The following is a 19,024-nucleotide window of genomic DNA, read 5'->3' as shown; positions in this document are numbered from 1 at the left end:
GAAACAGTGATGGTCATCCGTATGGGATTATGTTCATCCCGGCCGGGTGCATAGTTCTCCCCATGCCGCGACGACGCGGCGCCTTCACAACCCCCAGGAGAACTGCCATGACCAACCAGAACCACGTCGCAATTGTCACCGGCTCGTCGCGCGGCATCGGCGCCGCGATCGCCAAGCGCCTGGCGCGAGACGGTTTTACCGTCGTCATCAACTACGCCGGTAGCGCGGCGGAAGCCGAGAAGCTGGCCGCCCAGATCGAGAAAGACGGGGGCAGGGCCATCACCGCGCAAGCCGACGTGTCCGACGCCGCCGCGGTGGCGCGCCTGTTCGACGCCGCCGAAGCCGCCTACGGCGGCGTCGACGTGCTGGTCAACAATGCCGGCATCATGCGCCTGGCGCGGCTGGCCGACAGCGATGACGCACTGTTCGACAGCCAAATGGCGATCAACCTGAAGGGCACCTTCAACACCTTGCGCGAAGCGTCCCGCCGCCTGCGCAACGGCGGCCGGATCATCAACCTGTCGTCCAGCATCGTGGGCCTGTACCCGCCGACCTATGCGGTCTATGCCGCCACCAAGGCCGGCGTCGAAGCCATGACGCACATCCTGACCAAGGAGCTGCGCGGCCGCGACATCACGGTCAATACCGTGGCCCCTGGGCCGACCGCCACCGCGCTGTTCCTCGATGGCAAGCCGCAGGAGGCCATCGATAACCTGGCCCGGATGTCGCCGCTCGAACGCCTGGGCCAGCCCGACGATATCGCCAACGCGGTGTCCTTCTTGGCCGGTCCCGACGGCGCGTGGGTCAACGGCCAGACGCTGCGCGTCAACGGCGGCGTCATCTAATCCGCCGGCCGCGCCTTCCCAGCCTGGCGGCCAACGCCATCGCCGGGATCGTGGACGCGCCGTCCGGCGGGCGCGCGTGGCGCGGTAGGCAGCGGTGCGCGCGGCCCTAGGCCCGCTTCCGGGGCGCCAGTGTCGAGATCGGCACGGGCGCCCGGTCCTTTTCCGGCACGCGGTGAAAGCGCCGGGCAATGCCCAGGAAAGCGCTCAGGGCGCTGGATACATAGCCGTCCGCGCGGCGGATGAATACCGTCTCCACGCGCGCGTGTTCGCGAGGCAGCCGGTGGATGGAAACGCGGCCGGCTTCGAAGGCGGACGCGACCACGCCGCGGGGTAGCAGGGTCACGCCCACGCCGGCGCCGGCGCAGCTGATGATGGCATCGAGGGAACCGAATTCCAGCGGCCGCGCAACGACGATGCCCATGCCGGCAAGCAAGGTTTCCAGGCGCTGGCGATAGGAACAGCCGCGCTGGAAGACGATGGTTTTGAGGTCGGCGATGTTGGCCAGGTCCTTGATGGACCTGATGGCCGGGCTGGTGACCAGCACCAGTTCTTCCGTGAAAATGGCTTCGTGGTGGATATCCGGATGATTGATCGGGCCACTGACGAAAGCCCCATCGAGGCGGCACTCCACGACATCGCGCAGCAGCCCGGCGGTGGTGCCCGTGCTCAGCGCCAAACGGACGTCTGGATAGGCATGGGCGAACTGCGTCAACAGGGGCGTCAACCTGAGCGCCGTCGTGGTTTCCAGGCCGCCCAGCACCAGGGCGCCGCCGGGCACGCCGTCGTCCCGCGCAGCGGCGTGCGCTTCGGCAAGCAGCTTTGCGATGCGGCCGACGAACGGCAGCATGCGCTGGCCCGCGGCCGTGATGGTGACGCCGCGGGCGTGGCGCTGGAACAGCGGGACGCCGATCTCGTCTTCCAGCGCGCGGATGCGCGCCGTGACGTTGGACTGAACGGTATGCAGCTCGCCAGCCGCCTTGTTCATGCTGCCGTGCTTGGCGACGGCAGCGAGGGTTTTCAGATCCGCGACGTCCATGATGCACCAGGTGGGAAGTAGCCCCGGGGCAGCTTAGCACATATCACTAGAATCGATATCCCGTATCTCGTTAATTCGCTTCTGGAGATAGGTCGCCCGGCGTAAGCTGACCTCATCGGCGCTTGAAGGACGGAATCATGGACAGGGTCATGGTCGACAATGGCGGCAATACGGGCACGCGCGCGGTCAGCGCCCGCTGGGCCACATTGGCGGGCTTTTGCGCCAGCCTGGTCGGCATCGGCCTGGCCCGTTTCGCCTATACGCCCTTGCTGCCGGCGATTGTGGGCGCGCACTGGTTCGACGCATCCGTGGCCGCCTATCTGGGTGCCGCCAATCTGGCGGGGTATCTGGCAGGGGCATTGCTCGGGCGGCCGATCGCCGCGCGCGTGCCGATCGCGGTGACGCTGCGCGCCATGATGGCGCTGGCCACGGTGGCGTTCTTCGCCTGTGCGTATCCGCTTTCCTTTTCCTGGTTCTTCTCGTGGCGTTTTCTGTCGGGCCTGGCGGGCGGCGCCTTGATGGTGCTTGCCGCGCCCACGGTGCTGGCGCTGGTGCCCGCCGCGCGCCGCGGGCTGGCTGGCGGCGTGATTTTCATGGGCGTCGGCGTGGGCGTGGCGGTCTCCGGAACCCTCGTCCCGCTGCTGTTGCGACAGAGCCTGCAGGACACGTGGCTGGGCTTGGGCGGGCTCTCGCTGGTCTTGACCGCGATTGCCTGGAAGGGCTGGCCGCGTGACGTGCCCGTCGAGCGCGCGGCGGCACCGGCGCAGTCCGCGCAACAGACGCCCGCGCGGGCAGCATCCCAGTCACGGCATGCGCATCAGCGTCCGCATCCCCTCCGGGCACCGCGCATCCCGGCGCTGCGCGCCCTGTATGCCGAATATGCGCTGAACGCGGCCGGCTGGGTGCCCCACATGATCTTCCTGGTCGATTTCGTCGCGCGCGGCTTGGGCCAGGGTGTGGAGGCCGGCGCCGAATATTGGGTGTTGTTCGGCATCGGCGCGACCGTGGGACCGGTGCTGGCGGGCGCGCTGGCCGACCGCATAGGCTTTGGCCGCGCGCTGCGGCTGGCGTTCACGCTGCAGGCCGTGGGCGTGGCGATACCGGCCCTGGGTATGGGAACCGCCTGGCTGGTGGTGTCCAGCGTGGTCGTGGGCGCGTTCGTCACCGGGACGGTGCCGCTGGTGCTGGGCCGCGTGCATGAGCTGCTGGCGCATCATCCAGCCTTCCGCAACGCGGCGTGGCGCACGGCTACCGTGGCGTTCGCGCTGTTCCAGGCGGTGGCGGCCTACGCGCTGTCCTTCATCTTTACACGCACCGGCGGCGACTACATCCTGCTCTTCGTCATCGGGACGGTGGCCATGGTCCTCGCCTTGCTTATCGACGTGGTAGCGGCCAAGGCCGCGCGGCCGGCGCTGACGGATGCCTGATGCCTGATGCTTGATGCTTGATGCCCGATGCTCGGTGCTTGGTCCTTGAGCATGGTGCCCGGATGCCGTCCGCTAGCCGTCGGGCCCACCGTCGTCCCACTCAGCTGATGGACGCAAAGTATTTCGCCGGCGGCTTGCCGAGCGATTTCTTGAACATGGTGATGAAGGCGGTGACCGATTCATAGCCCAGTTCCTCGGCCACTCGCTGCACCGTTTGCCCCGCGGCCAATTGGCGCAGGGCGATGATCAGGTGCAATTGCTGGCGCCAGCGGCCGAAGGTCAACCCGGTTTCATGGCGGATCAGCCTGGCCAGGGAGCGCTCGCTCATGGCCACCAGCCTGGCCCATTCGGCGAGCGTGCGGCGGTCCGCCGGATGATCCGAGAGCATCGTTGCGATCCTGCGCATGCGCGGTTCGTCCGAAATCGGCAAATGCAGCTGCTCCACCGGCATGATCGCCAGCTCTTCCAACAGCACGGCCGCCTTGCGGCCGGTGCGGCTGTCCGCGTCGTAGTCGGCCGGCTGGTTTGCCATGTCGAGGATCAGTTCGTGCACCAGCGGCGATATCGCCAGCGTGCAGCACTGCGCGGGTAAGCGGGCCGCCCCTGGCTGGACATACAGGTAGCAGATGCGCGCATTGGCGGTGGCGCGCACGCTGTGCGGCATCATGCCGGGCACCCACACAGCATAGTGGGGCGGCACCATCCAGATGGCCCCGGACACCTCGCAGGTCACGCCGCCTTTCATGGCCAGGATCAGTTGGCCCTGGCGATGCTGGTGCACCGGGATCTCGCTGCCATAGTCCGCGGTTTCCAGCCGTATGCCGATGACCGGGCCGGTGGCGCGGTCCAGATTGAAGTCCTTGAACAGGTGGTCCAGCAGCATCGCGGCGCGGAAAGGAGGCGAATGTCGGTTTTTAGAGATTTGTTGTCATAATAGCTAAATTCACGTCGACGCCGCAGGGGTAAGGTAGCACGGTGTCTTTTCCCGCCTTCCGGTAGCTTGATGTCTTCCCAAACCATACGCCTTCCTGTCGCAAGGCCGCTTCTCCTCCTTACCGGCCTGCTGCTGATCGCATGCGTGCTGCGCGCGCCGGTCACCGGCGTGGCCCCGGTGCTGGATATGATCCAGTCCACTTATGCGCTTACTCGTGCGCAGGCCGGCCTGTTGACGACGCTGCCCCTGGTGGCGTTCGGCCTGATTTCTCCCTTCGCGGCGTCGCTGGCGCGCGCGCAGGGCATCGAGCGCACGCTGTTCGGCGCGCTGGTGCTTATCGTCGTGGGCATGGGGGTGCGCTGGGCGGGCCCATTGTGGGCCTTGTATGCGGGCACGGGGCTGATCGGGGCCGGCATCGCGGTGGCCAATGTGCTGCTCCCCAGCCTGGTGAAGCGCGACTTTCCGGCCAAGGTCCCCACCGTGACGGGCATCTGCGCCCTGATGATGGGCGCGATCGCCGCCGGCGCCTCGGTGATCGCCGTGCCGCTTGCGCTAGCCTATGGATGGCGCACCGCACTGGCGGTGTTCGTCGTGCTGCCGCTGATCGCGCTGGCGGTATGGCGTACGCAGCTGGGATCGCATACCGCGCCGGCACGGGGCACCGCCGCCATGCCGCATGGCGGACGCATCTGGCATTCGGCGATCGCTTGGCACGTGACCCTGTACATGGGCATCAACTCCCTGCTGTACTACGTCCTGGTCGGGTGGCTGCCGGTCATCCTGACGGAACAGGGCTTCAGCGCCGGCGAGGCCGGTTCCGTGCACGGCCTGATGCAGCTGTCCTGCGCCTTGCCCGGCCTGGTGTTGGGGGCCGTGGTGAGCCGCCTGAAAAACCAGGTGGCGATCTCGGCCGCCATGGCGGTGGCGATCGCCGTGGCCCTGCTGGGATTCATATACGTGCCAGCTTGGGCAACGCTCTGGGCCGTCCTGTTCGGCGCGGGCTCCGGCAGCGCGATCATCCTGTCGCTGATGTTCATGAGCCTGCGCGTGGCCAGCGTGCACCAGGCCGCGGCGCTGTCCGGCATGGCGCAGGGGGTCGGTTATCTGCTGGCCGCGTGCGGCCCGACGCTGGCCGGCAAGGCGCATGACCTGGCGGGAACCTGGAATACCGTCATGATGGGGGGCTTCGTGCTGGCCATCGTGATGGCGGTGTTCGGGGCGCTGGCGGGCCGCGCGCGCCAGATGCACGCCCGTCCCGCGCCTGCTCCACGATAAGCCCTTTCGATCCGCCGCCTTACCCCGCGCTGGCGGTTTGCGTGCGCCTGGGCAGTGTCCAGTTTGGGCGCACGAAATGGCAGGTATAGCCGTTGGGTATCCGTTCCAGGTAGTCCTGGTGTTCCGGTTCGGCTTCCCAGAAGGGACCGGCCTGCGCCACTTCCGTCACCACCTTGCCCGGCCACAGGCCGGACGCGTCGACGTCGGCTATCGTGTCTTCGGCGATGCGCTTCTGTTCGGGGCTGGTGTAGTAGATCGCCGAACGGTAGCTCGTGCCGGTGTCGTTGCCCTGCCGGTTGCGCGTGGTGGGGTCATGGATCTGAAAAAAGAATTCCAGCAGTTGGCGATAGCTGGTCTTGGCCGGATCGAAGACGATTTCAATCGCCTCGGCATGCGTTCCGTGGTTGCGGTAGGTGGCATTTGGCACGTCGCCGCCGGTGTAGCCGACGCGCGTGGACATCACGCCGTCGAAACGGCGGATAAGATCCTGCATCCCCCAGAAGCAGCCCCCGGCGAGTACAGCGCGTTCGTGGTTCATCAGATGTCCTCCACTTGGTCGAGATAGGCGCCGTAGCCTTCCGCTTCCATCCGGTCGCGCGGAATGAAGCGCAGCGAGGCCGAATTGATGCAGTAGCGCAGGCCGCCGCGGTCACGCGGGCCATCTGGAAATACGTGGCCCAGATGGCTGTCGCCATGGCTGGAGCGGACCTCCGTCCGGACCATGCCATGCGACGCATCGCGCAATTCGTTGATGTTGGCCGGTTCGATGGGCTTGGTAAAACTGGGCCAGCCGCAACCGGATTCGTATTTATCCGACGAGGCGAACAGCGGCTCGCCGGAGACGATGTCGACGTAGATGCCCGGTTCCTTGTTGTCCAGGTATTCGCCGGTGCCCGCACGCTCGGTGGCGCTTTCCTGGGTGACCCGATATTGCTCCGGCGTGAGCCGTGCGATGGCTTCCGGGTCTTTTCTGTAGTTGGACATGGTTCGCTCCTTGGAACAGGGAAGGTCGATTATGTGGGGCGGTTCGCACCGGATTCAAGGGCGCCCAGGCAGCAAAAACCATGGCACCGGAGGGTGGTGGCCAAGGATAAGTATAGAAGGTGCAAGAGGGGATGCCGCGGGCTAGGCAAGCCCGCGGCCCGGTACTACTGCCTGGAATGCAGACCGAACATATTGCCTTCCGTGTCGATGGCCAGGGCGATGAAGCCGTAGGCCCCGATGGCGGTTTTTTCCAGGTGGATGCGGCCGCCCGCCTGCCCGACACGGGCCGCCTCCTTGGCGCAATCGTCGCACTTGAAATAGACCAGCGTGCTGTTGCCGCCGGACGGGACGCCTTCCATCTTGGCCAGCGTACCGGCACAGCCGGGTTCGTCCATCGACATGGGAAAGGCATGCATCTCCAGCTTGGGGTCCGGGCTGTCGATTTTTTCCAGACGGGTGTTCAGGACGGTCTCGTAGAACGCTTTCGCGCGATTCATGTCCTGCACGTAGATTTCGAACCAGCCTACGGGATTTTCCAGCTTCATGGGACGTTCTCCTTCAAGGTGGCAGCGTGGGGTAACGGTCTCACGATAGTGGCTGCATGTTGCGGCGGCAAGACCGGGCCTGGCCGTCAATCTGGTGCTATCCCAATGATGGAAGCGGCCGATCCGCGATAGACGCTACTGTCGTCGCGGTATACGCTTCAGTCGCCTGTCCGCGGGCCGGTGTACCCGGCGATCGCGGGTGTTTCTCCCGATTCATCGAAAGGATGCGCAATGAGCACGATCAAGACGAAAGACGGTACGGAGATCTTCTACAAGGATTGGGGGACGGGACAACCCATCGTTTTCCATCACGGCTGGCCGCTGAGCGCGGACGACTGGGACGCCCAGATGCTGTTCTTCCTGCACAAGGGCTATCGCGTGATCGCCCATGACCGGCGTGGCCACGGCCGTTCGTCGCAGAGCGCGACGGGCCATGAAATGGACACCTACGCCGCCGACGTCGCTGAACTGGCCGCCGCGCTGGATCTGCGCGACGCCATCCACGTCGGTCATTCGACCGGGGGCGGTGAAGTGGCCCGCTATGTGGCACGCCATGGAAAGGGGCGCGTCGCCAAGGCGGTACTGATCGGCGCGGTCCCGCCGGTCATGGTGAAAAGCGAGAAAAACCCTGGCGGCCTGCCGCTGGAGGTCTTCGACGGTTTTCGCCAGGCGCTGGCCGCGAACCGTGCGCAATTTTTCCTTGACGTGCCCAGCGGTCCTTTTTACGGATTCAACCGGCCCGACGCCAAGGTGGCCCAGGGCGTGATCCAGAACTGGTGGCGCCAGGGCATGATGGGCGCCGCCAATGCACACTACGATTGCATCAAGGCATTCTCGGAAACCGATTTCACCGAGGACCTGAAGCAGATCGACGTGCCGGTGCTGATCATGCACGGCGATGACGACCAGATCGTGCCCATCGCCGATTCGGCAATGTTGTCCGCGAAGCTGGTGAAGCGCGGAACGCTGAAAGTCTACAAGGGCTATCCGCACGGCATGTGCACCACGCATGCCGACGTGATCAACGCGGATCTGCTCGCCTTCATTCAAAGCTGATACGGCAGGCCTGATAGGGCAGGCGCGCGACGGGTGCAAAAGCGGCGCTAGCCGGGCCACCGATACCTGTGCGCGCCGAAAGCGGCCGATGGCGTGGTCGTTCACGATGCCCACGGCCTGCATCCACGCGTACACGATGTGTGGCACCGGCGAACTTGAAGCCCGGGCGCTTCAGTTGCTTGGAGATCCGTTCCGACAGGGGCGTGGTGGCGACCCGGCTATTGCCGTCGTTCTGGCTGCCTTCCTACGGCATCAAGCCTGCCATTTCTTTACGGGCGGCCGGTCTGCATACACCGCGTGTTCTCGTCCGTTGATCATCAGGTCTCCGACCTGGGCGATATCACTGGTGGTGATCTTCGACAGCAACTCGGTGATGATGCCGACAAAGGACGTCGGCATGGCGTCCAGGAGCCCGGCGGAGGGGATGAGCGCCTGGGGTTGGTCCTGCGGCACGGACAATGCCTGCACGTTCTGAGAGGACGCAGCGGTGGCCGATAGGGTCATGATGAAACTCCTTGGGATGATAGAGCGAGAGTCCTGAGTACGGTCGTCCCCGTGAAGGTTCCGGCGATATCCGCGACCCCGCCCATATCGGCCGACCCTGTGCCCAGCAGGGACATGCCTCTTCCTTACTGCACTGCAAAATATACTGCGCCCCTCGCATCCTGCACCGTATCGCGGCGCGCGGCATCCCCGACGGGCCATCGCGCCGTACGTCTCATGACTGCTTCGAAATCCCACGCACAACTTGGCCGGGCCGGGCTGTACCTGCTGCTGGCGGGGCAACTCCTGCCCATGATCGATTTCTCCATCGTCAACGTCGCGCTGGACGCGATGGCGCACTCGCTGCATGCCAGCGAAATGGAACTGGAGCTGATTGTCGCCGTCTACGGCGTCGCCTTCGCGGTGTGCCTGGCGATGGGCGGACGGCTGGGCGACAACTACGGACGCCGGCGCGTGTTCTGGTGGGGCGTGATGTTGTTCACGGTGGCGTCGCTGCTGTGCGGACTGGCGGGCCAGGTATGGGTGCTGCTGGCGGCGCGCGCGCTGCAGGGCGTGGCGGCCGCGCTGGCGGTGCCCCAGATTCTTGCCACCATCCATGTCAGCCTGCGTGGCCATGAGCACTCCCGTGCGCTGGGCTTGTACGGCGCCATCGGCGGCCTTGCCTTCGTGGTGGGCCAGGTGCTGGGGGGCCTGCTGGTGTCGCTGGATGTCGGCGGACTGGGCTGGCGCAGCGTATTCCTGATCAATCTTCCGATAGGACTGGCCGTGATGGCCTACACCGGCCGCCTGTTGCCGGAAACGCGATCCTCGCATCCCGCCCGCATCGACTGGCCGGGGACCTGGCTCCTGGCGATGGTGATCCTGTGCCTGCTGATCCCTGTCGCCGTGGGGCCGGTGCTGCACTGGCCGTGGCAGTGCGAGGCGATGCTGGCCGCCGTGCCGGTGCTGCTGTATGCGCTATGGCATGTGGAAGTGCGCCAGGAGCGACGCAAGGCGTTTCCCTTGCTGCCGCCTGCGCTGCTGCGCCTGTCCAGCATCCGCTTCGGCGTGTGTGTCGCGGTGTTGTTCTTCTCCAGCTGGAGCGGCTTCATGTTCGCGATGGCGCTGACGCTGCAGGCGGGCGCGGGCATGTCGCCGCTGTCGTCGGGCAATACGTTCATCGCCATGGGCACGGCCTATTTCATCGGATCGCTGATGACCAGCCGGGCCGTGGCGCGCTTCGACAAGGCGCCCGTATTGGTTTTCGGCTGCCTGGTGCAGATGGCGGGCGTGCTGGCGCTGATGGTGACCTTGCGCGCGGTATGGCCGGAACCCACGGTGTTCAACCTGATGGCGGCGACCGTGCCGATCGGCTTGGGCCAGGCCTTTATCGTGGGCTGCTTCTTTCGCATCGGCCTGTCCGAAGTTCCCCCCGAGCAGGCGGGCGCGGGAAGCGCGACGCTGTCGACCGTGCAGCAAAGCGCGCTGGGGCTGGGGCCGGCCATCTCCGGTTCGGTGTTGACGTATTTCCTGACGGCCCCGCATGGGAATTATCTGCAGGGCGCCAGCGGCGTGCTCACGATGGAATTCGTCGTCGTCGGGATGCTGGTGCTGGTCACGCTGGCCTACGAATGGCGGCGCCGCGCGCGCCGGGCGGCACTGGCCGCCGCCGCGGCGGGCGAGTGAGCCGCGGGGCGGCGGCCCCCACCGGTTTACATGGGCTTTGGCGCCTGTATGCGCCGGCCCCTGCGCCCATGCGGGTTCGACGCAGGCGTAATTTCCGAAAACAGAAAATGTCCGGGGCGGGATGCCTGCATGGCCGCCGTGCATAATGGCCGGCGATACGCGCATGCACGAACATGGAGTCCCCCATCGATGAAACAGGCATCCCCGTTTCCCGCATGGCGCCTTCGGGCGTCGATCCGCGTCCTTTGCGCGCTGGCGGCGTTGACGGCCGTGGGCGCCGCGCGGGCCGAGCCGGCCTGCGATCCTGCGCAGTTGTCGTTCGCCGTGGACCGCGAGGGCGGCCAGTTCGACGGGATGTCGCACTCCGGGACCCTTCTGGTCGTGCGTAATCTCGGACCGAATACCTGCACCGTGCCCGCCCGGCCGGAGGTGGGTTTCCTGGATGCCGCGCAACACCCGCTGCCGGTTTCGCTGCAGCGACCGGCCGGCATGCACCCGGGGCCGGTGCTGCCGCCGGTGGCCGTACCACCCGGGGCCGAGTTGACCAGTGAAGCGCGCTGGGTCTCCAGCGACGCGTTCGGCGCCGGCAACTGCGTGGCGTCGGCCTTTATCTCCTTGTCGATCCGCGGACAGCCGCATTTCACGGTACCGCTGGCGACGCAGCTGTGCGGCCCGGCGCACGCAGCGCCTTCGTATTCCCTTACGCTGCTGCGCCGCGATCCGGTGTACGCCGCGCCTGCCCGGTAGAGCAGGCGGCCGGCATCCCCCTCCGCGCCTATGGTGGCGATGCCCGTGCCCTGGCGCGATGCGCCGTTCCTGCGCCCCTTGCGATGCGGTCTGCCCCGGAGACGATGGCCGGCACCGCGGCTTCCGCTGGCTGCGCGATCGGCCATAATGCAACCTCGCGAAACGCGCTAGAGGAGGGGGACCCCATGTTCAAACAATTGATCGCCGGCACCACGCTGGCGGCGGCCGCCGTGGCCGCTCACGCGCAATATCCGGATCACGCCATCCGCATGATCGTGCCGTTCCCGCCCGGGCAGGCGACGGACATCTTCGCCCGCGCCCTGGCGGAAAAGCTGGGCGCCGAGCTGAAGCAGCCCATCATCGTCGACAACCGCGCTGGCGCCGGCAGCAATATCGGCATGGCGCAGGCGACGCGTGCACCGGCCGACGGCTATACCCTCGTCATCGCGGGCAGCGCCGCGGCGGTAAACCAGACCTTGTACAAGAAGCTGGACTACAGCCTGGCCAAGGACTACGCGCCGGTCACGGGCGTGTTCTCGGTGCCCTTGATGTTCCTGTCCAATCCGCAATCCGGGATCAAGACGCTGCGCCAGCTGGTGGAGCGGGCCAAGGCGCATCCGGGCGAACTGGCCTACGCCAGCGCAGGCATCGGCGGCACCCAGCATTTGTCGGCCGAGATGTTCAAGGCGGCGGCGCAGGTCGATATACGCCATATTCCCTACAAGGGCAGCGGGCCGGCCCAGGCGGATTTCCTGGGCAACCAGGTGCCGCTGATGGTGGATTCGGTCACGGCCGGGCTGCCGCACGTGCAAAGCGGCAAGGCCATCGCGCTGGCCGTCACCACGGCCAAGCGTCTGCCGCAATTGCCGAATGTGCCCACGATCGCCGAATCCGGCTATCCGGGCTTCGAGGCCATCGGCTGGGCCGCCGTGCTGGCGCCCAAGGACACGCCCGCGCCCATCGTGGATTTCCTCAGCCAGCGCATCGGCGCCATCCTCAATTCGCCGGCCATGCAAGGCTATCTGCGCGAACGCGGCGCCGAACCGATGGCGATGACGCCGGCCCAGACCGCCACCTTCATCAATGGCGAGATCGCCAAATGGGGCGCCGCGGTGAAGTCCTCGGGCGCGGAAGTGGATTGAGGCTTGCGTGCTGCGCGCGATCAGGCGGCTTCGTGGATCAGGCGCAGCAGTTCGCGGCAGTCCGCTTCGAGGGTGGCTTCGGACACATTGCTGACGGCCAGCATCAGCCCCGGCCGGGGCGGCAGCGATACGAACCAGTTGGATAGCGGACCGGGAGCGATGCCGTGCTCCAGCGCACGCCGCGCGATCCCGACGTCGTCGGTGCCGTCCGGCAGCGCCAGGTGTACGGCCAGGCCGGCGGGCCCCGTCTGCGCGTCCAGCGGCAAACGGGCCAGGCAGGCCACCAGGGCGTCGCGCCGGGCGGCATAGAGCCGCTTCATGCGGCGCAGATGCCGCAGGTAGTGGCCTTGGCGCATGAACTCGGCCAGCACGAGCTGCGGCGTGGGAGTCGGCGCGGGTGCCAGGCAGGCGGCGACCTCGGTGAAGTGGCGCGCGTTCGCGGCGGGCACGACGATGAAACCCAGCCGCAACAGCGGACTGATCGTCTTGCTGAACGTACCGATATGCAGGACGCGGCCGGCGCCGTCGAGCGCCGCCAGCGCCGGCGCGGCACGGCCGCGCAAGTGGAGTTCGCTGAGGAAGTCGTCTTCGACGACCCAGGCGCCTTGGCCGGCGGCCCAGTCCAGCAGCGCGCGCCGGCGTGCCGGTGCCATGGTCACGCCCAGCGGCGCCTGCTGTCCGGGCGTGACGACCGCCAGGGCGGCGTCCGGCGCCATGCGCAGGCCGGCTTCGACGTCCAGGCCCTGCGCGTCGACCGGCACATGGGCCAGCCGCATGCCGGCCAGGGCAAGGGCGCGGCGCGTCAAGGGAAAACCCGGGTCTTCCATCCAGGCGGTCTGGCCTTCCAGGCCCAGCGCCCGTATGACCAGATTGAGCGCGCCGCTGAAGCCCGCGGTGATCAGGACCTGCGCCGGCGAACATGCCACGCCTCGCGCCAGCGCCAGATAGGCCGCGATCTGTTCGCGCAGGCGCGGTTCGCCGCGCGGATCGGGATAACCCATCGGACCGGTGGCCATTTCGCGGGCAGCCTGGGTAAAAAGGCGGGACCACACTGTCGCGGGAAACGTGTCCTGGCCCGGAAGGCCCATCTGGAACGGCATGGGGCGGGCCGAAAACCGCTGGATCAGGTCCGGCACGGGCGCCGTATCGCCGGGTGAGGGCGGTGGCGGTGCCGGGATGGCATGGCGCGAGACGAAGGTCCCCGCCGCGCCCGCCGGCACCAGCAATTGCTCGTCGACCAGGCGTTCATAGGCCGCCCGCACGGTGCCCCGCGCCACGCCCAGCTGCGACGCGAGATCGCGCCACGAGGGCAAGCGCGCGCCCGGGGCGAGCTGGCCTTCCCGGATGGCCTGGCCGATGGCGTGGTGGATCTGTCCGGCCAGCGGCGTGCGCGCCTGGCGGTCGATGGCGATCTGAAAATTGTCGGGAGTCTCCATCGTCTCGATCAGGTCGTTATTGGAAGTGGGCATCCGCCGATCGTACATAAATTCCAGGCGGCCGATGGGACCGAAACCCGTGTATCGGCGATTGAAAATGCATCGGCGCCGACCCGCGGCGGCATAGACTAGCCTTAGTCGAAATGATGCAGCGCCTGCTCATTTCCTGCTGAACAATCCCATGGCGGCAGTCCGGCCATATCGGGGCGCAGACTCTTTTCAAGGTGGAAGTCCAATGAAAACCGTGACCTATGGGCTCGGCATCTTGTTCCTGGCTGCCAGCTCCCTGATGCCTTCGTATTTGAATGTCGCATGGGGCCAGCAAGCCGCCGGGCCGCGTGACGCCGCTGCGTCGGCGCCCGCGCCGATCAACGTGGACACGTCGCGCATCGCCGTGGCAGGCTTCTCGTCCGGCGCCTATATGGCGGTGCAGGCGCAAATTGCTTTCCCGAAAATGTTCCGGCGGGCGGGCATACTGGCGGGCGGGCCCTACGAGTGCGCCGAGGGCAGCGTGGCCGCCATGATCAAGCGCTGCATGGAGGGCGCGCCATCGCAGGCGGATGTCAAGCGCTTCGTTCAAACCACGATACGGCGCTCCAACAACCGCGAGGTCGGGCCCTTGACCGAACTGAGCAACGGCATCGTTTACCTGCTGCATGGCACTGCCGATGTGATTGTGAAACCGCCCGTGGCCGAAGCGACCATGGCGTACTACACCGAGCTCAAGCAGCAGGCCGGGCTGGCTAACTTGACCATTATCGACGATAACAGCCGCGATTTTGGGCATACGTTCCCGACCGATCTGCCGTCCGCGCCAGTCTGGGGGCAACCCTATTCGAAGGATGACTGCAAGACATCCGCGTTGCCTTATATTGGGCACTGCAAGTTCGATGGCGCGAAATTGATACTCACGCACCTGTACCCCGAAATCGATTCGAGCCAGGTAGTGCGGACCGGCGCGGCCGGCAAGCTTCGGCAGGTTCCGGTTTCCGGCGCGGCCGGCTCGGCCTATATGGAGGACTGGGCGTATTTGTACACGCCAGCTTCCTGCCTGGACGGCCAGCGTTGTGGGCTGCTTGTCGCCCTGCACGGGTGCGGCCAGAACTACACGTCCATCGGCGATAACTTTGTCCGATTGGCCGGCTTCAATCGCTGGGCCGATGCTTTTCATGTCGCCGTCCTGTATCCGCAGACCAAGACTTTCTTCGGCAACTACGGCGGCTGCTGGGACTGGTGGGGATACACGGACGCGAACTACGACGTACGCAAAAGCCAGCAATTGCAGCGGATTACGGGTACCGTGATGGACTGGATTCTCAACCACAAGTAGGGCATGTGACCGTCCCCGGGTAGTTGTTCGACGGTCCGATCCAGGCGCCCCGCCGTCGCCGCGTCCCGGCATCGCGGACGTCCGCACCCGCCGACCGTACATAAATTCCAGCCGGCCGCCGCAGGCCGCCGTTGTCTTTCTTCCGCGCTTTCTGTACAAACGCAGAAAACAGATGAAGGCTAACAGGCAGCTTTTCGTCAGGAGACACGATGCGGCTGATGCTGGAAGGCATTCAACGACAGGCGGGATCACAAGTCCTGCTGTATCCGATGAGCCTGGCGCCGGAACCCGGCGCCATGACGGTCCTGCTGGGGGTGACCCAAGCGGGCAAGACATCGCTGATGCGGATCATGGCCGGCCTGGACCGGCCCAGCCAGGGCGCCGTGCGGGTCGACGGTACGGACGTGACACGGGTTCCCGTGCGGGAACGCAACGTCGCCATGGTGTACCAGCAGTTCATCAACTACCCCTCGATGACGGTGTTCGACAATATCGCCTCGCCGCTGCGGCTGCGCCGGATGCAGGGCGTGGACGAGCGCGTCAGGGCGATGGCCGCGCGCCTGCACATCGAGCATCTGCTTCAGCGATATCCCGCGGAGCTGTCCGGAGGGCAGCAGCAGCGCGTCGCGCTGGCCCGCGCCCTGGTCAAGGACGCACCGTTGGTCCTGCTGGACGAACCCCTGGTCAACCTGGACTACAAGCTGCGCGAGGAATTGCGCGACGAGCTTGCCGAATTGTTCGATGAAGGCCGCGCTACCGTGGTCTACGCCACCACCGAGCCGGCCGAGGCCCTGTTGCTGGGCGGCCATACCGCGGTGCTGGACGCGGGCGAACTGCTGCAGTACGGCCCCACCGCCGAAGTGTTCCATCGTCCATGTTCCATCCGCGTGGCCCGCGTGTTCAGCGATCCGCCGATGAACCTGCTGCGCGCGCGCCGCGACAGCCTGGGTTTCGTGCTGGGCGATGGCCTGCGCGTGCCACGCGAATTGCCCACCGGCGGCGCGGACGGCGCCGAGGTCACGGCCGGCCTGCGCGCCGGCGCGTTGTACGTGGACGAGCGTCCCGGCTGCCTGGCGCTGCACGGCACGGTCAAGCTGGCGGAGATATCCGGGTCCGATACCTTCGTGCATACGGCCACCGCGGCGGGAGACCTGGTGGCGCAGCTTACCGGCGTCCATCGTTTCGCGCTGGGCGAAGCGATACGCCTGTACTTCGACCCAGGACAGACCTACGCCTTCGATGCCGCGGGCGACCTGCTGGCGGCACCCGCCTACCGTGCCGCGCCGATCGGCGCGAAGGTGGGGGCGCACTGATGGCAAGCATCGAGCTGGACCTGTCGCATTCCTACGTTGCCCATCCCGCCCGGGACGAAGACTACGCCCTGCTGCCGCTGCGCTACACCTTCCGCGATGGCGGTGCCTATGCCCTGCTTGGCCCCTCCGGCTGCGGCAAGACCACGCTCCTGAACTGCATGTCGGGGCTGCTGCGGCCTTCGTCCGGGCACGTCCGCTTCGACGGCCGCGATGTGACGGGGCAGACGCCGCAACAGCGCAACATCGCGCAGGTGTTCCAGTTTCCGGTGGTCTACGACACCATGACCGTCGCGGACAACCTGGCGTTTCCGCTGCGCAATCGCGGCGTGCCGGAAGCGCGCGTGCGCGAGCGGGTAGGGCGCGTCGCCGAAATGCTGGAGCTGTCGTCGGTACTGGACCGGCGCGCGAGCGGCCTGGCCGCGGACGCCAAGCAGAAGATCTCGCTGGGCCGCGGGCTGGTGCGCAGCGACGTGTCGGCCGTGTTGTTCGACGAACCGTTGACGGTCATCGACCCGAACCTGAAATGGTCCCTGCGGCGCAAGCTGAAGGAGATACACCAGGAGTTCAAGCTGACGCTGATCTACGTCACCCACGACCAGACCGAGGCGCTTACCTTCGCCGACCAGGTGGTGGTGATGTCACGCGGCAAGGTCGTTCAGGTGGGCACGGCGGACGATCTCTTCCTGCGGCCCGCCCATACCTTCGTCGGGCATTTTATCGGCTCGCCCGGGATGAACTTCCTGCCGGCGCGCTGGGACGACGGCGGGGTGCGCATCGGTACGCGCGTGCTGCGCCAGGCCCCGGCCGACGCAGCGGCCGAGCTGGCGCGGGCAGGCCCGTTCACGCTGGGCATACGGCCGGAATTCGCGCGCCTGTGCGCGGGGGATGCGCCCGAGGCATTGCCCGTGGCGCTGACACGGGTGCAGGACATCGGCACCTATCTGCTGCTGACCGGCACCTTCGAAGGTCACACCGTGCGGGCGCGCCTGCCGCTGGACAGCGGCGTGGGCGCGCCGGGCAGCACCGCCTGGCTGTCCGTGCTCAATGCGCATACCTGCTTTTATCGCGACGAGGAGCTGATCCGATGAAGCCGATCAACCAGAAGGCCTGGCTGCTGGTCCTGCCAGTGGTGGTGTGCGTCGCCTTTTCCGCGATCCTGCCGCTGATGACCATCGTCAATTATTCGGTGCAGGACATCATTTCGCCGGACCGGCGGGTGTTCGTCGGCACGGAATGGTTCGCTTCCGTGCTGCAGGATCCGGAGCTGCACAGCGCGCTGTGGCGCCAGATCGGTTTTTCGCTGGCCGTGCTGCTGGTGGAGATCCCGCTGGGCATCCTGCTGGCCCTGTGCATGCCGGCATCCGGGTGGCAGGCATCCGCGGTGCTGGTGATCGTCGCGCTCTCGCTGCTGATCCCCTGGAACGTGGTGGGCACGATATGGCAGGTGTTCGGACGGACGGACATCGGGCTGCTGGGCGCGGCCTTGTCGTGGATGGGCGTCAACTACAACTACACCGGCGCCGACCTGGATGCATGGCTGACCGTGCTCGTCATGGACGTCTGGCACTGGACGCCGTTGGTGGCGCTGCTGTGCTATGCCGGCCTGCGTGCCATTCCGCAGGCCTATTACCAGGCCGCCCGCATCGACGGCGCCTCCCGCATGGCGGTATTCCGGTATATCGAGCTGCCCAAGATGCGCGGGGTGCTGATGATCGCGGTGCTGCTGCGCTTCATGGACAGCTTCATGATCTACACCGAGCCCTTCGTCCTGACGGGCGGCGGGCCCGGCAATTCCACCACCTTCCTGTCGCAATACCTGACGCAGAAGGCGGTGGGGCAGTTCGACCTGGGCCCGGCGGCGGCGTTTTCCATCGTCTACTTCCTGATCATTCTGCTGCTGTGCTTCCTCCTGTATAACTGGATCCTGCGGGCCGGCACTTCCGGCGCCCTCGACGAGGAGAACGCCCGTGCGTGAAAAACCCATCGTCTGGCGCAGTGCCTTCCTGGTCCTGTACCTGCTGTTCGCCATCCTGCCGCTGTACTGGATGCTGAACATGTCGTTCAAGCCCAATAGCGAGATCGTCGGCGCCCTGACGCTGTGGCCACGCGAGTTCACGCTGCGGCACTACCAGACCATCTTCACCGATCCGGCCTGGTATTCGGGCTACATCAATTCGCTGATCTATGTGGCGATCAACACGGTCATTTCGCTGGTGGTGGCCTTGCCGGCCGCCTATGCGTTCTCGCGCTACAGCTTCATCGGCGACAAGCATGTGTTCTTCTGGCTCTTGACCAACAGGATGACGCCGCCGGCGGTCTTTCTCTTGCCTTTTTTCCAGTTGTACTCATCCCTGGGGCTGATGGACACGCATATCGCCGTGGCGCTGGCGCACCTGGTATTCAACGTGCCGCTGGCCGTGTGGATACTGGAAGGCTTTATGTCCGGCGTGCCGCGCGAGATCGACGAGACCGCCTATGTGGACGGCTATTCCTTTCCGCGGTTTTTCCTGACCATATTCCTGCCCCTGATCAAGGCGGGCGTCGGCGTGACGGCCTTCTTCTGCTTCATGTTCAGCTGGGTGGAGCTGCTGCTGGCGCGCACGCTCACCTCCGTGAACGCCAAGCCCATCGTGGCGACCATGACACGCACGGTGTCGGCCGCCGGCATGGACTGGGGCGTGCTGGCGGCCGCGGGCGTGCTGACCATCGTGCCCGGCGGCATCGTGATCTGGTTCGTGCGCCGGTATATCGCCAAGGGTTTCGCCATGGGACGCGTATAGGAGCC

The 19,024-nt window shown here is 66.3% G+C and carries 19 protein-coding genes; 12 read left to right on the top strand and 7 right to left on the bottom strand.

Annotation, left to right across the window (positions count from 1 at the left end):
* Window positions 1–107 precede the first annotated feature (107 nt).
* Window positions 108–845 (top strand): SDR family oxidoreductase, encoded by a 738-nt coding sequence (locus tag AKI39_RS15025; RefSeq protein WP_066637559.1) that lies wholly within the window; start codon window positions 108–110, stop codon window positions 843–845.
* A 106-nt stretch (window positions 846–951) separates the two neighbouring features.
* Here AKI39_RS15025 and AKI39_RS15020 read toward each other — a convergent pair whose 3' ends face one another.
* Entirely contained in the window at window positions 952–1,881 is a 930-nt protein-coding gene (locus AKI39_RS15020) for a LysR family transcriptional regulator (protein WP_066637556.1), read from the bottom strand.
* Between the two features lie 149 nt (window positions 1,882–2,030).
* Between AKI39_RS15020 and AKI39_RS15015 the strand changes: the two genes are divergently transcribed.
* Window positions 2,031–3,308, top strand: coding sequence for a YbfB/YjiJ family MFS transporter (locus tag AKI39_RS15015; protein ID WP_066643077.1), 1,278 nt, complete (start codon window positions 2,031–2,033; stop codon window positions 3,306–3,308).
* Window positions 3,309–3,408: 100 nt separating this feature from the next.
* Here the strand turns inward: AKI39_RS15015 and AKI39_RS15010 are convergent, their stop codons facing one another.
* Window positions 3,409–4,191: an AraC family transcriptional regulator gene (locus AKI39_RS15010; protein WP_066637554.1), complete on the bottom strand. Its 783-nt coding sequence runs from the start codon at window positions 4,189–4,191 to the stop codon at window positions 3,409–3,411.
* Between the two features lie 120 nt (window positions 4,192–4,311).
* Between AKI39_RS15010 and AKI39_RS15005 the strand changes: the two genes are divergently transcribed.
* On the top strand, window positions 4,312–5,517 hold the full coding sequence (locus AKI39_RS15005; protein ID WP_066637551.1) for an MFS transporter: 1,206 nt from the start codon (window positions 4,312–4,314) through the stop codon (window positions 5,515–5,517).
* A gap of 19 nt (window positions 5,518–5,536) precedes the next feature.
* Here the strand turns inward: AKI39_RS15005 and msrA are convergent, their stop codons facing one another.
* The 3 genes from msrA to AKI39_RS14990 all read right to left on the bottom strand — a co-directional run bounded on the left by msrA (window position 5,537) and on the right by AKI39_RS14990 (window position 7,046).
* Window positions 5,537–6,055: a peptide-methionine (S)-S-oxide reductase MsrA gene (gene msrA / locus AKI39_RS15000; protein WP_066637548.1), complete on the bottom strand. Its 519-nt coding sequence runs from the start codon at window positions 6,053–6,055 to the stop codon at window positions 5,537–5,539.
* Window positions 6,055–6,501 carry a peptide-methionine (R)-S-oxide reductase MsrB gene (gene msrB / locus AKI39_RS14995; RefSeq protein ID WP_066637545.1) on the bottom strand — a complete coding sequence of 149 codons (447 nt, stop codon included), beginning with the start codon at window positions 6,499–6,501 and terminating at the stop codon, window positions 6,055–6,057. The genes msrA and msrB overlap by 1 nt, the downstream gene beginning before the upstream one ends.
* Window positions 6,502–6,665: 164 nt before the next feature.
* The gene (locus tag AKI39_RS14990) at window positions 6,666–7,046 is read right to left on the bottom strand and encodes a VOC family protein (protein ID WP_066637542.1); all 381 of its coding nucleotides are present in this window, start codon (window positions 7,044–7,046) and stop codon (window positions 6,666–6,668) included.
* A 231-nt stretch (window positions 7,047–7,277) separates the two neighbouring features.
* Here AKI39_RS14990 and AKI39_RS14985 point away from each other — a divergent pair, with 231 nt between their 5' ends.
* Window positions 7,278–8,102, top strand: a complete 825-nt coding sequence (locus tag AKI39_RS14985; RefSeq protein ID WP_083228871.1) for an alpha/beta fold hydrolase — start codon at window positions 7,278–7,280, stop codon at window positions 8,100–8,102.
* Window positions 8,103–8,354: 252 nt separating this feature from the next.
* On the opposite strand, the gene AKI39_RS14980 is transcribed toward AKI39_RS14985, so the two are convergent.
* A complete protein-coding gene (locus tag AKI39_RS14980; protein WP_066637537.1) occupies window positions 8,355–8,606 on the bottom strand; it encodes a hypothetical protein in 252 nt (83 codons plus the stop codon).
* 216 nt (window positions 8,607–8,822) lie between these two features.
* Between AKI39_RS14980 and AKI39_RS14975 the strand changes: the two genes are divergently transcribed.
* From AKI39_RS14975 to AKI39_RS14965, 3 genes are all read left to right on the top strand, one after another.
* Window positions 8,823–10,271, top strand: coding sequence for an MFS transporter (locus tag AKI39_RS14975; RefSeq protein ID WP_066637535.1), 1,449 nt, complete (start codon window positions 8,823–8,825; stop codon window positions 10,269–10,271).
* A gap of 189 nt (window positions 10,272–10,460) precedes the next feature.
* Complete coding sequence (locus tag AKI39_RS14970; protein ID WP_066637527.1) at window positions 10,461–11,018, top strand: DUF4232 domain-containing protein; 558 nt, start codon at window positions 10,461–10,463, stop codon at window positions 11,016–11,018.
* 185 nt (window positions 11,019–11,203) lie between these two features.
* Window positions 11,204–12,160: a tripartite tricarboxylate transporter substrate binding protein gene (locus tag AKI39_RS14965; protein WP_066637526.1), complete on the top strand. Its 957-nt coding sequence runs from the start codon at window positions 11,204–11,206 to the stop codon at window positions 12,158–12,160.
* 20 nt (window positions 12,161–12,180) lie between these two features.
* Here AKI39_RS14965 and pdxR read toward each other — a convergent pair whose 3' ends face one another.
* Window positions 12,181–13,629, bottom strand: a complete 1,449-nt coding sequence (gene pdxR, locus AKI39_RS14960) for a MocR-like pyridoxine biosynthesis transcription factor PdxR (RefSeq protein ID WP_235610657.1) — start codon at window positions 13,627–13,629, stop codon at window positions 12,181–12,183.
* Window positions 13,630–13,831: 202 nt separating this feature from the next.
* On the opposite strand from pdxR, the gene AKI39_RS14955 reads away from it, so the two are divergent.
* From AKI39_RS14955 to AKI39_RS14935, 5 genes are all read left to right on the top strand, one after another.
* Entirely contained in the window at window positions 13,832–14,926 is a 1,095-nt protein-coding gene (locus AKI39_RS14955) for a PHB depolymerase family esterase (RefSeq protein WP_158515182.1), read from the top strand.
* 209 nt (window positions 14,927–15,135) lie between these two features.
* Window positions 15,136–16,239, top strand: coding sequence for an ABC transporter ATP-binding protein (locus AKI39_RS14950; protein WP_066637525.1), 1,104 nt, complete (start codon window positions 15,136–15,138; stop codon window positions 16,237–16,239).
* The gene (locus tag AKI39_RS14945; protein ID WP_066637523.1) at window positions 16,239–17,327 is read left to right on the top strand and encodes an ABC transporter ATP-binding protein; all 1,089 of its coding nucleotides are present in this window, start codon (window positions 16,239–16,241) and stop codon (window positions 17,325–17,327) included. The genes AKI39_RS14950 and AKI39_RS14945 overlap by 1 nt, the downstream gene beginning before the upstream one ends.
* The gene (locus AKI39_RS14940) at window positions 17,324–18,214 is read left to right on the top strand and encodes a carbohydrate ABC transporter permease (protein WP_066637521.1); all 891 of its coding nucleotides are present in this window, start codon (window positions 17,324–17,326) and stop codon (window positions 18,212–18,214) included. Before AKI39_RS14945 ends, AKI39_RS14940 begins: the two co-directional genes overlap by 4 nt.
* On the top strand, window positions 18,207–19,019 hold the full coding sequence (locus tag AKI39_RS14935) for a carbohydrate ABC transporter permease (RefSeq protein ID WP_066637518.1): 813 nt from the start codon (window positions 18,207–18,209) through the stop codon (window positions 19,017–19,019). Before AKI39_RS14940 ends, AKI39_RS14935 begins: the two co-directional genes overlap by 8 nt.
* Window positions 19,020–19,024: the final 5 nt, after the last annotated feature.

It is taken from the genome of Bordetella sp. H567 (assembly GCF_001704295.1).
Taxonomy (GTDB): Bacteria; Pseudomonadota; Gammaproteobacteria; order Burkholderiales; family Burkholderiaceae_B; genus Bordetella_C.
Note: the sequence above shows the minus strand (reverse complement) of the source record. Positions and strands in the feature narration are given on the sequence as shown.